Genomic DNA, 15024 nt, shown 5'->3' on the forward strand with positions numbered 1-15024 from the left:
CTAATTGTTATTGTGTCTTGAGAATATCGAATCAGTGGTCGATTTCACGAGGCGCTTAGGCACTGAGCCACGGAAGATCGTGACGGATAAGTTGCTGAGCTATCCAGTCGCCCTGCGAGAGTTGATGCCAGGCACGATCCACAGTACTCAACGGTATGAGAATGAGCGGGCCGAGCAATCGCATGAAGCGACGAGGGGCAGGGAGCGGGGGATGCGTGGTCCGGCATCCCGGAAGTTCAAATCAGTGCGTCAGGCGCAGCGATTTTTTGGGGCCTCATGCGGCGGTTAGTAATCTTTTCAATCTTGGTAGGCATCTCATCAGCGCAGAACATCATCGGACTCTCGGGGCAGCTGCGTTTACAGATTGGGGACTGGCGGTTGCTTAAGATCAGGCGTTACATTTGGCTGGCTTCAGGAAGTTAACTTGTTAGAACCAGTAGAACACCTGAGGTGGAATTACGGTAATGCTTGAGGACGGTGACTTCCCGCTGGGTGGCCTCTTCACCATCAAGCGCTTCAATACCAGCAAACTTCGTTAGTCCAGAATTTCTGCCAGCAGGGTTCCAAGCTCCAGTCTCTGGATTGAGGCGATACAGCGCCGATGAATCTCGGGCATGACCTCATTCATGTCTTCAGTCATCACTGCGAACCCCATTGAGACCACGATTGTCATCCAGGTCTGGAAGGAGAAGCTTCGGTACTGGTACCAGGTCTCCGCGAACTCCAGCTGCACGCCGTTCTCTGCAAGCATTTCCAAGTAGTACCTCACCAGCGCCTCTTCATTCTCGGCGAGCACATCCGCCGGCAGCGAGTCAGTCAGAAAATACTGTACATCGCGAATGCCTTTGCCCCACTGCGCTGCCTGCCAGTCAAGCATGCCCGCATCGTCGCCATGACCGAAGTGATTGCCGATATGGGAATCGCCATGCACCAGCGTCAGCGGCCCCTGGCTCCACCAGTCAACCAGTTGGTCCCAGTGAGCCAGGGCCTTCTCGTACCATTCGATGTGCTCGGCTGACAAAGCCAGGTCAGCTCGCTTGCGACAATTATTGAGCGCGGCCCTTCCCATCATGGGTGTGAGTGCTCGCATCACCGGTGAGGTAAAGGGCTGCATGGCCGGAGGCAATAAGGTGTCTCTTTCCGCTTTGGAGATATCGTGAAACTCCGCGTGTATCCGCGCCAATGTCTGCAAACATTTCCTTGCCGTATCCAGTGATGAACCCGCAATCATCTCGGGGTTGGTGTGCAGTACCACGGAGGGATCTTCGTAGAGGTTTTCCATGAGCATGAGCATGCGCGAGCCACGATTTGCCATGGCGTAGGCGGTCGGTGTTCGCACGGGCAGGCGCGGTGCTACCTTGCGGTAGAACTCGCACTCCAACTCCCAGGACATGATGGCTCCCATAAATACCCGGGTGGCGAAGCTGCGTACCGGCATTTTCAGGAACATGGTGCGCGGCCAGGGCGCGCTTTTATCAGCATAGTCTAGTTCCAGTACACGGTTATTACAGTTGCTGCTGACCGATCGGATATCCAGCAGGCGCACGGCGTCTATGCCCTCGATACCTGAATATTTTCCCAGTCCATACTGGCTCAGCAGGCCCTGCAGAAACAGGGGGTCTGCGACTTGCGCTTCAGACAGCGGCAGCGCTGCCTGAGGGCGCGCCGCATCGGCTGCGACGCGGGCCAGGCTGCGCCCCAGTTGTCTGGTAATTACCCACTGTTGTGACAACTTCATGCTCTGCTCCGTATGAGTCTTGCTAGCCGGCGTGACTATGCCTACGCCTACTTGCCGGTATCGGACATAATATATAATATGTCCGATAGTGTTCCAAACGTTGAAACCACAATGTAACGGGTTGAATACCATGTCAAACCAGGAAAGAGCATTCGATGCGATCGTCATAGGAGCGGGCCACAATGGATTGGCCGCAGCCACCGTTCTGGCCCGTAACGGGCAGCGCGTGCTGGTGCTCGAAAAAAATAACTACGTAGGCGGCATGGGGGGTACCCGTGAAATCCTCAAAGGCTGCCAGAATGAAGTGGGCGCCAGCGTCATGTTTCCGCTCTCCAGTGAGGTAAAGCACTATTTTGATTTCGAGGGCCACGGGGTTGAGATGATTCCCCTGCCGGTGATGGCGGTGAACCTCAGTGGTGAAGATGGACGTCCGCTGGTGTTTTACAAGAACCCCCTCAAGTTGGCGTTCAACCTGTTGCTTGGCTTTGGTCCGGGAGCGATGCTGGGTTTCGTGCGCCTGTTGAAATTTTGCGAGTACCCGGCCCAGGTTCTGGATCGGTTTACGGCCCGAAAAGCGCCACGCAATCTTGAAGACTTGATTGCCGAGGCACCGACCGAGGCGAAGCGGGAGCAGTTGGAACTCGCTTTCAAAGGCTCGGCCATGGATATCATCGACCGCTTCTTCCCTGATCAGGTAAAGCACCGGGAGTTGCGCGCCAACATGGCGTTTGCCGCCGTTCAGGCGACCTACAAGGGGCCCTATACGCCCGGCTCCGGTTTGTGCCTCATCTATACCATGGCGCAGGAGGGTTCCGAGGGAATGATGCAGCGCGTGAAAGGGGGGATGGGCAAGTTGTCTGAGTCCCTGGCGTCGCAGATCGAGTCGATGGGCGGAGAAATCCGCCTTAAGCAGCGCGTCAGCCGTATTGTGCTTGATGGAGACCGGGTGACGGGTGTTGAACTCAAGTCCGGCGAGCAGCTTATGGCCAACGTGGTGATCTCCAATCTCGATAAACCTGCCACGTTTGCGGGTCTGCTTCCAGATTACCCGCTGGGTCAGGAGGTGCAGCAACGCGTTGACGATTTCGAACATCGTGGCGCGTTTGTGCACATGCTCTTTAAGTTGAAGGGCTTGCCCCACTTTGCGCCGCGCCTGGAAAAGCTCAACCGGACCAAAGAGTGTCGTTTTGGCGGTGCCATGGTGCTCGACCCAGAGGTCATGCAGGCGTGCTACGAGAGTTGTCTGCGCGGAGAGTTGCCGGAACAGGTGCCGCTGGCCTACCAGTTTCCCACCGTGATGGATCCGAGTCTGGCGCCTGAGGGCTACCATATCGGCAGCGCCTACGGTTTTTACTTTCCCTGCGATGCGCCCAAGGGGCAGCGGGGCAAGCTGCGCGATCGGATGGGCGAACTGATTATCGATCACATATCCATGCATATGCCGGACTTCCGGGAATTGCTGGTGGATACGGCTATCTTTTCCTCAGACCATTTTGCCAGCATGCAGGGCGTCACCAATGGCGACTGGACGCACGGCTTGTTGCACCCGGAGCAGATGATCGGCGATCGCTGCCTGATTGAGGGCACCGGTCACGTAACGCCGGTTAAAAATCTGTTTCTGTGTGGGGCATCTTGCCACCCGGGTCCGGGCGTCACTTTCTTGCCGGGCTATAACTGCGCCCACGAAGTGTTGGCGCTGGCGCAGGCAGTGGGTGAGTCCGGTGATGGAGTTAGTGCAGCAAAACCGGCACCAGCAGAGCGTGCAGCGTAGTGCGCAGTTGTTTGTCGTTCCTGATCCAGTTGCTTGGCAGGGTCAGGAACGACAGCAGCACACGGTAAACCCACTCGATCATGATCTCGGGTTTGACCTCGTTTTTCAGCAGTCCGACTGCCAAAGCGGGGCCAATAACATTCTCCATCAGCTCTTCGCCAAATCCGACAATGAGCTGCGATCCCCAGACAATGCGTCTGGCAGTGGCGTCCTCGTCTGAGGCGAAGACGGCTCTTAACAGTGGGCGGCGAGGTATTTCGCGCAGCGCCAGAATCAGGCCTTCGACAATGATATCTTGGGGCTCGCTATATCGCGATAAGCGGGACTGTATAGATCTGTTGGCGGCATCCATTTCCTGTTTAATGACGGCCACCAGCACATCGTCGCGGCTGGGAAAATACCGGTACAGGGTGGAGCGCGCCACGCCTGCGGCGAGCGCGACTTCGCGCATACCTGTCTTGCTGATACCATCCTTCAGGTAGCACTTATGGGCGGCGTTCAGGATCGTGGTTTCAGGGTTTTTACTCATTTTTCCAGCGAGGCATCAGTTATCGTGGATTGCAGTTTAAAACAGATTCCAGTTTTTGTCCGATCATCCGGCGGCCGCGGGGTGGCCCGAGCATGAGCGCGCAGTTGGTTCAACTACCTGTGCCTGTGAAACTGATGAACAGCGTCGTGGGCGCAACCGGTCCTTTTGGACGGTACTGACAAGTTAACTTGCCAGCACTCTCAGGGCAGCAGCGTTTACAGATTGGGGAATGGCGGTTGTTCGAGGCCAGGCGTTACATTTGGCTGGGTTCAGGAATTTGACTTGTCAAAACCCTTTTGCAATCTGGAAAAATGAGTCTGATAATAACCATTGTCCTGAAACAGTGATTGATGAATGTCAGCAGATAAATCCAGGTTCTTGAATCATGATAGGTTAGGTTACTCTGGTAGAATCTGCGTCATTTTGCGTCAGTTTCAAGCATCCTTAATTTAATGTCTGCTACGCGTCTCTTATTTTTACTCATCACCTTGTTTCATACGATAGCCGTGTCGGCTGAACCGGTGTATCAACCGCCGGGGGCGAACCTTACCTATGGCAACGTAACCCATGGACAGCGGGTACTTTCTGCGACGAGCAACCCGGCCGCAGCGGCGGCTGACGTATACCGTGGTGGAGGCAAAGCGACCAGTGGCACCGTTGTCTCGGGTGTTGCTGGCATTGAGTATGGCAATGTGCAGGAGCTCTTCGATACCATCGATGACTTGTCAAAAGGCTTCGAGCCAAGTGACCCGGGTGGTGAGTCAGGTGCGGCGCCCGAGAATCCCAAGGAGCCTATCGATATCGGTAACATCATCGACACCAATGCTCCCAATTTCAACGAAATCGTTGATGACATCGCCAAAGAAGTTACCGCCCAGGCCGCCATTCTTGCGCTTATCTCGGTCGAAGGTTACGGCAAGGCTTTCGTTTCTGCCGATATACCATTCGTTATAGGAACCGAATTACTGGGTGGCGCCTGGACACTAGGTGTCAACTGGTCCGGTACATCCAAGGCTTACGGTTTTGTTCGGCCGATCGAATTCGATTTCGACAAAGTACTGGAAGACATCAAAAACGATTACGATCCGAGTCAAACGCCGGATGGAAAACCCAGGCTCTATGACGTGTCTGGAGATGTTAATATTCTTGTCGACCAGGCCACTGGAAGCTATGGCATAAATTTCGCTAACGATAGTTCATTTTTAACCAAGGCGGTAAAAACCTTCGAGCTTTCAGTCGGCTACGGCTGGTTAGCCAAACAGTCCAAGCAAGGTAACCTGTTCCTCGGCATTGAGGGCAAATACTACAACGTGGGGTTGTCGCGCTTCAGCGTTCGTTTCGGGGATTTCACAGACTCTGAAGAGATATTCGACTCGCTTCGGAACAGTAATTTTGTACATGACAAGGGTTTTGGGGTTGATTTTGGCACACTTTGGGTCGCGCGTAATTACCAGCTTGGTGCCACCCTTACCAACATCAATGAACCAAAATTTGAATATCCCGATGTCGATATATCATCTTACTCCGATCAAGTCGTCATTAGTTTTCTGCAAAAAGACAAGCACTATACGATGGAGCGCCAGCTAAAGATCGAGGCCTCTTACTTCACGACCAACCGCAAGTTGACAGTCAACCTTGGCCTCGATGCGAATAACGTAGAAGACCCGGTTGGTGATGATTTTCAGTGGTTGACGATGAGCGCTGGTTACGTGATAGATAGCTGGTGGCTACCCGGCGTACGTTTCGGATATCGGCAGAACCTCGCGGGGACGGAGCTCAAGTACCTGAGTGTCGGAGTAACCGCATTCAAGATCCTGAATATCGATATTGCTTCATCTCTCGAACAGGTCAAAATCAACGGAACCAAGTTGCCCCAGGGATTGATCGCGAGTATGGGTTTCGACATCAGTTTCTAGCATACTAATCTGAGGGGTATTGCCACGTTAAAGCGCTGTAATTGATAGAATCGACGCATAACACCTTCAGACGCCTGCTCCGATCTAGTGGCACTCAGCCAAGAACGATCGTGACGGTTAAGTTGCGTAGCTAACCCGTAGCCCATGGGGAAGTGATGCCAGACACGATCCACACTACGCAGCAGTATGAGAATAATCGGGCAGAGCAGTCACACGAGGCGACCAGGGTAAGGGAGCGGGGGATGCGTGGTCCCACATCCCGCAAGTTCCAATCGATCAGGCAGGCTCAGAGGTTTCTGGATGCTCATGCTGTCGCTACTAATTTAGTCAATCTTGGTAGGCATCTCATCAGCGCAGTACAGCTTCGGAATCTCAGGGTAGCTGCGTTTACAGATTGGGGAATGGCGGTTGTTTGACGTCAGGCGTTACATTTGGCTGGTTTTAGGAATTTAACTTGTCTAAACCCTTGCGCAGGTTGTGTCCACTTTCCTTGCAGCATCGGACTTCACCCAACAGAAAATAAATGATAACTTCCCCGGCCAAAATTAGGGTATCGGGATATGCGATTATTACCAATTAGTCTTTTGGCACTCACCCTCGCCGCTTGCGGCGGGTCCAACAACAACGACAACGATGTAACCGTGCCAAACTATAGTGACGCCGATTTTTCTGCGGCTGACGCGTGGCTGGAGGGCTTTGTCCAAACCGAGGCGGCCTTCCCGGGTGGTTCTTATGTGATCGTTGACCGGGCCAACGGTATCGTTCACAAGGGCGCGTTTGGTGACCAGGACGGAGAAGACCTGGTGTTGTTGGCATCCACCTCGAAAGTACCGACGGTAATGCTGCTGATGGCACTGGCGGAAGACGACGACAATGTCGAGTTTGCCATCGATGCACCTATCGCGAACTACCTGCCCTGGATGGGCGTTTGGGACGCCGACATTACCACTGAGCACCTGATGTCCAACCGCTCGGGAATACCTGGCCTAGTCAATCTTTTCACCCGCCCCGATGACTATCAGGCCCACATTTGCCAGTACCTCCCGTTTGGGACTCTGCAAGCCTGCGCTGAAACCCTTTACACCACGCCACTGCCAGCGCTGGAGAGCACTCCGGCCAATACCGCCTTTGAATACGGCGGCTCCCAGTGGCAACTTGCAGGTGCTGTGGCCGAAGTGGTCGGCGGCAGCTCCTGGAACCAGCTGTGGGACGCCTACATCGGTGCACCCTGCGGACTGGAGGTCGCAACCTACGGTAACAATCTCTCTAATGCGGCAGGGTGGGACGGCAATGCGGAAAGTCTGGGAGGGCTGGACAACCCCAACATGGAAGGCGGCATGATGAGCAATCTGGACGACTACGCCAAACTGCTGTCGTTACACCTGAGTGGGGGGCTGTGCGGCGACAACCGGGTGTTATCGGAAGAAGCGGTAAAGTTTATGCGCATCGCCAGAACTGATCAGCCCGGTTATGGCATGGGTTGGTGGTTGGAGACGCCTGTCGATGGTGGCGAAGTCACCCTGTTTACCGATGCGGGCTTCTACGGTTCGGTGGCCTGGATCGACACCGAGCGCCAATACGCCGGTGTGATATTGTTTGAAGAGTATTCGGGTGCTCGGGGCAGTATCGGCAGTGGCGGTGCGATCAGCCAACTCATCCCTCTGATTGAGGAAGCGATCGACGCTGTTGCGCCTTAACGCGCCCAGTCGCTGCACTCGACGCTCGCGACGTTACTGACAAGTTAACTTCTTTTTCGCGAAAAGTTGGGGGGTAGCGCGAAAGATTCGGTGAATTTCAGCCAAAAACGGGAGCTGGTGACGCATTTCTGCTTATCTGAACCCTGTTTGTGTAGTGTCGGTCCATGACGTCACGTTAACTTGCCAGTGCCTCGCTAGCGCTCCAGCTCAATCGCCAGGCGACGCAAATTCAGTGCAAAGGGCATAACTTCCGCTAGAGAACCCATGGTTACCAACACGCCATAGGTTCCTGATTTTCGATCAATCCAGGGAAATGTGCCAAACGCACCCGCGCTGTTTATCTTTGTACAGCGCCCCTCAAGCGGAGATTCGCACCATAGGCCGAGCCCGTAAAACCAGTCCTCGGGTAATGGTCCGCGCTCACTGTGGTGAACCAACGTCGAAGTCTGGTCGCTCTCCATTTGTCCAGTGCTGTCCTCAGTCAGCAAGCGGCGTTCCATTCCATCGGCAGACACAGCTGTTAGAAAATTAAAATAGTCCTGGCCGGAAGCATACAGGCCACCTGCAAGATTCGGTGACTGAATCTCGACGCCAGGACTGTACCAAAACGGATGGCCGTAAGTGCTGTGTTCCATTCCCGCGGGGGTTGCGACCAACTCATCAAAGAGTTGCGACCAGCGCTTACCGGATGCCTGCTCTGCAATATAGCCCGCGATCTGCATTGAGATGCCGCCATAGGAAAACTTAACTCCTGGTTCATTCTTCACCGGTATTTGAATCAGCTGCTCAAAGTGTGCTCTGTAAGACATGCTCGGAGGGTTTTCAATGGCATGGCCCGGGCCGGCCCCGCTCGAGTGGCTCAATAACTGTCGCAGTGTTGCGTTTGCCCAGTGTCCGTCTAATTCGGGAATATAAGTATTCAGCGGAGCATCCAGGGTGAGTACGCCCTGCTCAACCAGGCGCATCAATACCGCAGAGCTAACCCATTTGCTCGCTGATGCAACCGATACAACCTTATTGGCATCAAAATCACCGGAGCTAACCCGAATCTGCTCACCACCATTTCTGCCTACAAGCATCACGGCACCAGGCAACTCGAGAACCTCCACCATTTCATCTAGCGCCACCTGCAGTGATTCTCTCTCGACGTTATCAGGATATTCGGGCAACCCACGCGCGCGCCACTTGTGTCGTATTACATTGAAGATGGAGGACCGTATATACGCTGCGACCTCACTAGGCCCCAAATCACCGTTGCCGTCGATATCGAGCTCGCTGATTCGCAAACGCATCAATGGCGACAGTTCTTCGGTTTGAATTACGCCGTTTCTATCGACGTCCATCATAGTCATTATTCTATCGACCTGACCGCTCTGCCATGAGGTGACGAGCCAAGTGGCTAGCGCAAGGGCAATAGTGATGATAAGTAATGTGAGTTTAGTGGAGGTCTTCATCGAGAATAGTTCCTTGTCGCTGACTGCCCTGATCGTAAGTACGCAGACCATCGCGCTCAGGTTGAAATTGATGGGTAATTTACATCACAGGCGTGGGCGGTGTAGCTCACTCACTTCGGGGAACGTCCAGTCACCACTAAGGATTTCTTCTAGTGGGCGATACAACCTAACCACATAGTTCCAGCCATCTGTCAGCGGAATGTAGTTGCTACTTTGAGGGTCTCCGCCGAAATGTATGGTGATCGATCCATCGGCATTCTTTTCCGCGGATTGATCCGACACACCGTAGGACCCATAGTCATTTTGCTCAAAATAGCCGTCTTTGTTGTACATTGCCAATGACCAGAATCCATCCACAGGGACATCTTTAACTGTCAGCACGTAGGCGCCCGTGTGCGGCAAATCCGGGTTCACTGTCAGGAGCAGGGACTCACGTTCAGGCAGCGTACCGAAGCCATAAGCTGAGGCCAGTAGTTGTTTAATCGGATCGACTTCTTCCCTGGAGCCCGCTGCCCCCGCGTTGTCCTCCAAACCTTTTCCAAGCGCCAACAAATGCTCCGTTGTAGCGCCAAAACTTTCCGCGTCATAAGCGGGATGCTGATAGGGTCTGTCAGACTGGCTCTGAATCGCCAGCTGGTCCTGCAGAACTCTAGCAACTTCTATATCGTTGGTGATCTCTGGAGATACCAAAGTTCGCACCAATAGCCAGACATAGGAGGTTTCGAACTGGTTCATATCCAGTTTATAGCTACCGCCGCCGTGGAACACGGCATTGGTGTAGCCTTCCTCATTAACCACTTGCAGCGACATGTATCGTCCGGCCGCTTCCGGCATTTCCACCACTGCACCTTCACTGATATCAACAATAGCAACGCTGTAAAGCGTGTCTCGATTAAGTCGCTTACTGCTTCGATTCTCGAGGCCAGCAACGTTACGTGAATGACTAAATCGATTTATGTCACCTGCACTGGCATAGTATTTGTCAAACTGCAGGGCCGTCTTGGCACGTACGTAGTTCAACGCGCTCACTTTAATCACGGCTGAGATTTCCTCCTCTGGGCTCGCTGGACCAGCGGATGTCAATCCGCTGGTCAGCAGTATCATGGAAAACACGCACGCCAGAGAACTTGAGAGACGACTGAAAATAATCCTGCCAGGGTTCATTCTTAAGAACGCTAAATGAGTCCCATCAAGTCTTCAAAGTTCTTGGCGTAAAAGTTATCTAACTCTTCCGGTGATGCCTGGACCAAGTCAAGGCTGCGTTCAAAATCGCCAAACGGATCACTACCGCCTTCAGGGTGAGGGTAGTCAGTGTTGAACATCAACATATCCTTGCCAACGCTGCGCAGTACCCAGCCTGTGTCCTCCACGTGCAATGGTGTCGCTCTCACTTGGCGCCTCATATAGTCTGAAGGTTTCATCGACAAATCTTTCAAGCCCATATCGAACTTGCCTAGCTCAGATACACCCAGGTCCAGATTTGCCATACACGCGGGCAACCAATTTGAGCCCAGTTCAATGAGGCCAATCTTAAGCTTAGGGAACCGCTCCAGCACGCCGTCATAGATCATGCAGGTAAGCCAGCGCTCTATAGAATGGTGCAAAATGGGCAGGTCTTTTGGCGAAGTAGTTTCGACGTTCATCGACATTGGGTGGAGTACACGTTCGACGCCCGTATTTCTATACACCTGAGGCAACTTCTTGCCGCTACCAATGTGCAGTACTATCGGCACGCCGGCTTCTTCCATGAGTGCCCAAATGGGATCGTAGGCGATGTGTGAAGGCGCACGCCCATCGTAGGCATCTGAGCGCATCCAAAGCGATTTAATGCCCATGTCGATGGCTTGCTTGGCACTTTCCAAAGCCATAGCCGGGTCTTGTAGTGAGAGGTAGCCCACCGACAGAAGACGCTGTTTATCAGCGGCGCAAAAATCAACCATGCCTCTATTCATGGCTTCACTGCCGCCGTAAATCACTTTTGGATCTCTGGAGCCGGCGAAGCGAGAGGCAAATACCAGACCGGGAAATACCAACTGGCTGCTAATGCCAGCAATGTCCAGTGAGTCACGGCGCTCCTCTCCGTTAACCGCGCCGTATGCTGCCATGAGGTTGCGTTTTCCGGGGCTGCCGAATAAGTTTGATTTCAATTGCTCGGTCAGTTCTGGGTCGTTGCCTGCCAAACGATTTTTGGCCTGTGCAATGGCAGGCTGTAACTGGGGAATGTCTTCAATTTTTAGAAAGGGTTCGTCAAGGTTCTCTCGAACGTACTCGCTTGCATAATCTTCCATCCAACCGTCGTACTCCGTAATATGACTATCGGCATCGTGTACCGTGCGGTTGGTGCAGTGTGCTGTTGGCTGGTTCATGCTGACGCTGTCCTCTATCGAAATCGTGAGAATAAAATGGGTAGCGGTTGGTTTGCTGTCTAACCTAGCTTGTGTAGGTGTCAAGCGTTTAATATATAAAAACTATAATAGAGGTAGATGCGTGGTATTGTCAACGGCGTGTCTGTCGAATGCCAGTGATCCGGATTTTGAAGGATAGACTGGCTATTCTCGCGGCTCGTTTGTGGTTTGCCAGGCTTGAGGGAGATTATTCTCAATGCGAAATTGAGTCCCGGGTTTGCAAAGCGGTGGTAAGCTCTATGGTATCGGTAGTACCCTATATGCTTGGATTTGGGCTAATCCTTTAGGGTATCGTCAGCTCGCAATGAATAAGGAAACGCGTTTATGAGTGGCAAGAAACGCACTCGCCTGTCGCCGGAAGGTCGTCGAAACCAGCTTCTCGACAGTGCCAGAGACCTGATCCAGAATCAGGGCTTTTCTGGTTTCACCATGGAGGCGCTGGCTACTGAGGCGGGCGTTAGTAACCCATTGGTATACAAGTACTTTGATACGCGGCTGGAGTTGTTACAAGAACTCTGGGCGAGAGAGTATGAGCGGTACATAAGTAACGTTTACGAGAAGATCTCTAAAGCAGAGAATTTTGAGGATATCGTGAGGTTATTCGTGGACCTCAATTTCAGCGAGTTATCCCTGGGCGGCATTACCCACATTTTGGGCGCCCAGCCGGAAGTACGCGAAGTAACCAAAGAAAAACAGAAAGCCAATTTACGCAACACTGGGCGCTTTTTGGTGAACACTGTGGAAGAGATGTACCACTTGACACCCTCTCAGGCTGGTCATCTTATCGCCCTGGCATCCGGCGCTTCTCAAGAAGCCGGCAGACACTTTGCCAGATATGGTGGTAGCCGAAAAAAAATGGTGGAGGATACGGTCAGCTTTATTTTGAAGGGTGTAGAGGCCTTCAAAAAGTGACTGTGAATTCGCGCGGCAACCACTCCGGGCTGGCCGCGCGATGAATTAGGGTGCACAAGTGCTACAAGCCCAGGTAATCCTCATAGTTCTTACTGTAGAAATTGTCCAATTCCTGTGGTGTGGCATCTACGGCGTCGAGGCTGCGTTCATAGTCACCGAAGGGGTCGCTGCCACCCTCGGGGTGCGGATAGTCAGTGTTGAACATCAGAATATCTTTGCCAACATTCCTTAGAATCCAGCCGGTATTTTCAAAATGCAGGGGAGCGACGCGAACCTGCCGCTGAATATACTCTGATGGCTTCAGAGAAAGTTTGTCCAGGCTGGTGTCAAACTTTCCAAGATGAAAACGGCCAATGTCCAAATTTGCCAGCATGGTGGGAAGCCAATTGGCGCCCAGTTCTATAATGCCGACCTTCAGGCGCGGGAAGCGCTCCAGAACACCGTGGTAGATCATACAGGTTAGCCAGCGCTCGATGGAGTGGTGCAATACAGGTATGTCATGTGCTTTGGTGCTTTCAATATTGAACGGGCTCCCTTTCAGGTCACGTTCCACGCCGGTATTCATATAATCGGGTGGCATGTTTACCCCGCTACCGATGTGCAGCGTAACCGCCACCCCGGCCTCTTCCATCACCGCCCAGAGCGGGTCGTAGTCTATGTGAGCAGGGGAGCGGCCTTCGACGGAGTCTGCTATTACCCAGATTGTTCGAATGCCCAACTTCAGCGCTTCTTTAAGACACACCTGTGCGCGTTCAGGGTCATTCAGGGGCACATGGCCCACTGCCAGTAAGCGGGGGTCGTCTGCGCAAAAGTCCGCCATACCGCGATTGAGTGCGTCAGCGCCGCCGTACATTAAATCCATGTCAGGGGTACGCGAAAAGCGGGCCATGGCGATGCTGGGAAAGACCAACTGCGAGCTTACGCCCATTATATCGAGAGATTCGCTTCTTTCTTCTTTCTTTGTCGCGCCGAACGCAGCCCACATATTGAGCTTTTCTCGCGCACCAAAGATGTTGGCTTTCAACGTTTCTGTCAGCTCCGGATCATTGCCTGCCAGACGCTTATCGGCCTGATCTATAATTCGCTTAAATATTGGATTGTCCACCGTTATTCGGCTGGGCTTCAGGTTGGCTTTAACGTATTCGCTGCAATAGCTCTCCAGCCAGCCAGGATATTCGATGATGTGACTGTCGGCGTCGTGAATGATTCTGCCTTCGCGGTGTGATTGCTGTGTGCTCATTCTCTCTACTCCTTGCATGTTTGTGCTCGCTATTATATAAATACTAAACTAAAAGTAAAGGTGGTGAGGCAACTTTTTTGGGGGGTCATCGCATATTCAGCTCCGTTTCCGCATTTTATAACTACATAATTTGAAATTTTGATACCGTTATCCACCGGCCAGAACACTATGAGGCAGCATGACTACTCTTCTTAATGATCAGCAAATTATCGAGCGAATCCTCAGTCATATAGACAACAAGACCACTGATCTTGGCGAGACAGTCTGGAGAGAACCTGTTTCCAGCTATTTATCTGACGAGCGGTTTGAATCTGAAATTGCGATGCTGCGGCGGCTGCCGATACCCTTTTGTCCCTCAGCTATGCTGCCGGAGCATGGTGGTTATGTGTCCAGAAAGGCTGCGGGTACCCCCCTCGTGGTTGTGCGCGGGGATGATGGATTGGTTCGCGCCTTTGTAAACGGCTGTCGACACCGGGGTATGCCAGTGGCCAAAGACAGCGCCTCTGCGCGTTCATTTGTCTGTCCTTATCACGGTTGGACATATGGTCTGAATGGACAGCTCAGGCATATCCCAGGGCAAGAGGGTTTTCCGGGTGTTGATTTGCAGAGTAACGGTCTCGTGGAGGTTGGTGCGCTGGAAAAAGGCGGCCTGATCTACGTCAATCAGAGTGGCCCGGTTGAGCTGTCTGCGCTTGAGAGTGTTCCTGACTTTTTTACATTCGAGCAGCAGTATTTTGACAAAAGCGAATATACCGATGAGGCGAATTGGAAGTTGATCGCCGAGACCACTATGGAGGGGTATCACATTCGCTCCCTGCATAAGAAGAGCTTTGCTCCTTACGGTTTCGACAATATCAATGTGGTTGAAAACTATGGTCCCAACTCTCGAATCACTTTTCCTTTTCGGCGCATTGAGAAGCTTCGCAAGATTCCACCTGAGGCTAGGCGTCTTGATGGCATGCTGACATCTGTGTATACGCTATTTCCGAATGTTGTCATTTCTGTTCTTTCCAAGCATACAACGATAACGGTATTCGAGCCTCTGAGCCCCTCACATACCCAAATGGTTATTTATCGAATGATAAACAGTACACACGATGGCGCAACCATAGGCGTTGAAGAGGTAGCGCGGGATGTGGATTTTGTCAGGGCGGCGGGTTTCGATGAAGATCGTGAGGCGGCATGTGGCATTCAAGAAACTCTGTCTAGCAAAGCAAATCAGTACCTGACTTTTGGGCATTTCGAGAAAGCGATTGTGCATTTTCACCAAAACCTAAAAGAGTACCTCTAGGCAAAAAGTCGCCAATAGCTATTGCATACTCCATGTCACTATTATATGTTTAGTTAAATAGTAAGCTAATA

At 52.6% G+C, this 15024-nt stretch carries 11 protein-coding genes and 2 pseudogenes; 7 read left to right on the forward strand and 6 right to left on the reverse strand.

Going from position 1 to position 15024, the window contains the following annotated elements; all coding sequences use genetic code 11:
* Window positions 1-49 precede the first annotated feature (49 nt).
* Window positions 50-386, forward strand: a pseudogene (locus EYC98_RS21745) (DDE-type integrase/transposase/recombinase); the annotation flags it as partial.
* Window positions 387-535: 149 nt separating this feature from the next.
* On the opposite strand, the gene EYC98_RS08020 reads toward EYC98_RS21745, so the two are convergent.
* Window positions 536-1738 (reverse strand): phosphotransferase, encoded by a 1203-nt coding sequence (locus EYC98_RS08020; RefSeq protein ID WP_279244799.1) that lies wholly within the window; start codon window positions 1736-1738, stop codon window positions 536-538.
* A 130-nt stretch (window positions 1739-1868) separates the two neighbouring features.
* On the opposite strand from EYC98_RS08020, the gene EYC98_RS08025 reads away from it, so the two are divergent.
* Window positions 1869-3509 (forward strand): phytoene desaturase family protein, encoded by a 1641-nt coding sequence (locus EYC98_RS08025; protein ID WP_279244800.1) that lies wholly within the window; start codon window positions 1869-1871, stop codon window positions 3507-3509.
* Here the strand turns inward: EYC98_RS08025 and EYC98_RS08030 are convergent.
* Window positions 3469-4038 carry a TetR/AcrR family transcriptional regulator gene (locus EYC98_RS08030; RefSeq protein ID WP_279244801.1) on the reverse strand — a complete coding sequence of 190 codons (570 nt, stop codon included), beginning with the start codon at window positions 4036-4038 and terminating at the stop codon, window positions 3469-3471. The genes EYC98_RS08025 and EYC98_RS08030 overlap by 41 nt on opposite strands.
* A 452-nt stretch (window positions 4039-4490) precedes the next feature.
* Here EYC98_RS08030 and traF point away from each other — a divergent pair, with 452 nt between their 5' ends.
* From traF to EYC98_RS08040, 3 genes and pseudogenes are all read left to right on the forward strand, one after another.
* Window positions 4491-5954: a conjugal transfer protein TraF gene (gene traF, locus EYC98_RS08035; protein ID WP_279244802.1), complete on the forward strand. Its 1464-nt coding sequence runs from the start codon at window positions 4491-4493 to the stop codon at window positions 5952-5954.
* A 65-nt stretch (window positions 5955-6019) separates the two neighbouring features.
* Window positions 6020-6370 (forward strand): annotated as a pseudogene (locus EYC98_RS21750) (DDE-type integrase/transposase/recombinase); the annotation flags it as partial.
* Between the two features lie 144 nt (window positions 6371-6514).
* Entirely contained in the window at window positions 6515-7651 is a 1137-nt protein-coding gene (locus EYC98_RS08040; protein WP_279244803.1) for a serine hydrolase domain-containing protein, read from the forward strand.
* Between the two features lie 194 nt (window positions 7652-7845).
* On the opposite strand, the gene EYC98_RS08045 is transcribed toward EYC98_RS08040, so the two are convergent.
* From EYC98_RS08045 to EYC98_RS08055, 3 genes are all read right to left on the reverse strand, one after another.
* A complete protein-coding gene (locus tag EYC98_RS08045) occupies window positions 7846-9105 on the reverse strand; it encodes a serine hydrolase (protein WP_279244804.1) in 1260 nt (419 codons plus the stop codon).
* Window positions 9106-9189: 84 nt separating this feature from the next.
* Window positions 9190-10143 (reverse strand): DUF1214 domain-containing protein, encoded by a 954-nt coding sequence (locus EYC98_RS08050; RefSeq protein ID WP_279244805.1) that lies wholly within the window; start codon window positions 10141-10143, stop codon window positions 9190-9192.
* A 137-nt stretch (window positions 10144-10280) separates the two neighbouring features.
* Entirely contained in the window at window positions 10281-11471 is a 1191-nt protein-coding gene (locus tag EYC98_RS08055) for an amidohydrolase family protein (protein ID WP_279244806.1), read from the reverse strand.
* Window positions 11472-11834: 363 nt separating this feature from the next.
* On the opposite strand from EYC98_RS08055, the gene EYC98_RS08060 reads away from it, so the two are divergent.
* Window positions 11835-12422, forward strand: coding sequence for a TetR/AcrR family transcriptional regulator (locus EYC98_RS08060; RefSeq protein WP_279244807.1), 588 nt, complete (start codon window positions 11835-11837; stop codon window positions 12420-12422).
* A gap of 61 nt (window positions 12423-12483) precedes the next feature.
* On the opposite strand, the gene EYC98_RS08065 is transcribed toward EYC98_RS08060, so the two are convergent.
* Window positions 12484-13662 carry an amidohydrolase family protein gene (locus EYC98_RS08065; protein ID WP_279244808.1) on the reverse strand — a complete coding sequence of 393 codons (1179 nt, stop codon included), beginning with the start codon at window positions 13660-13662 and terminating at the stop codon, window positions 12484-12486.
* 178 nt (window positions 13663-13840) lie between these two features.
* Here EYC98_RS08065 and EYC98_RS08070 point away from each other — a divergent pair, with 178 nt between their 5' ends.
* A complete protein-coding gene (locus tag EYC98_RS08070) occupies window positions 13841-14953 on the forward strand; it encodes an aromatic ring-hydroxylating oxygenase subunit alpha (RefSeq protein ID WP_279244809.1) in 1113 nt (370 codons plus the stop codon).
* The last annotated feature ends 71 nt before the right edge of the window (window positions 14954-15024 follow it).

It is taken from the genome of Candidatus Litorirhabdus singularis (genome assembly GCF_026262625.1).
In the GTDB taxonomy this organism is placed as follows: Bacteria; Pseudomonadota; Gammaproteobacteria; order Pseudomonadales; family Halieaceae; genus Litorirhabdus; species Litorirhabdus singularis.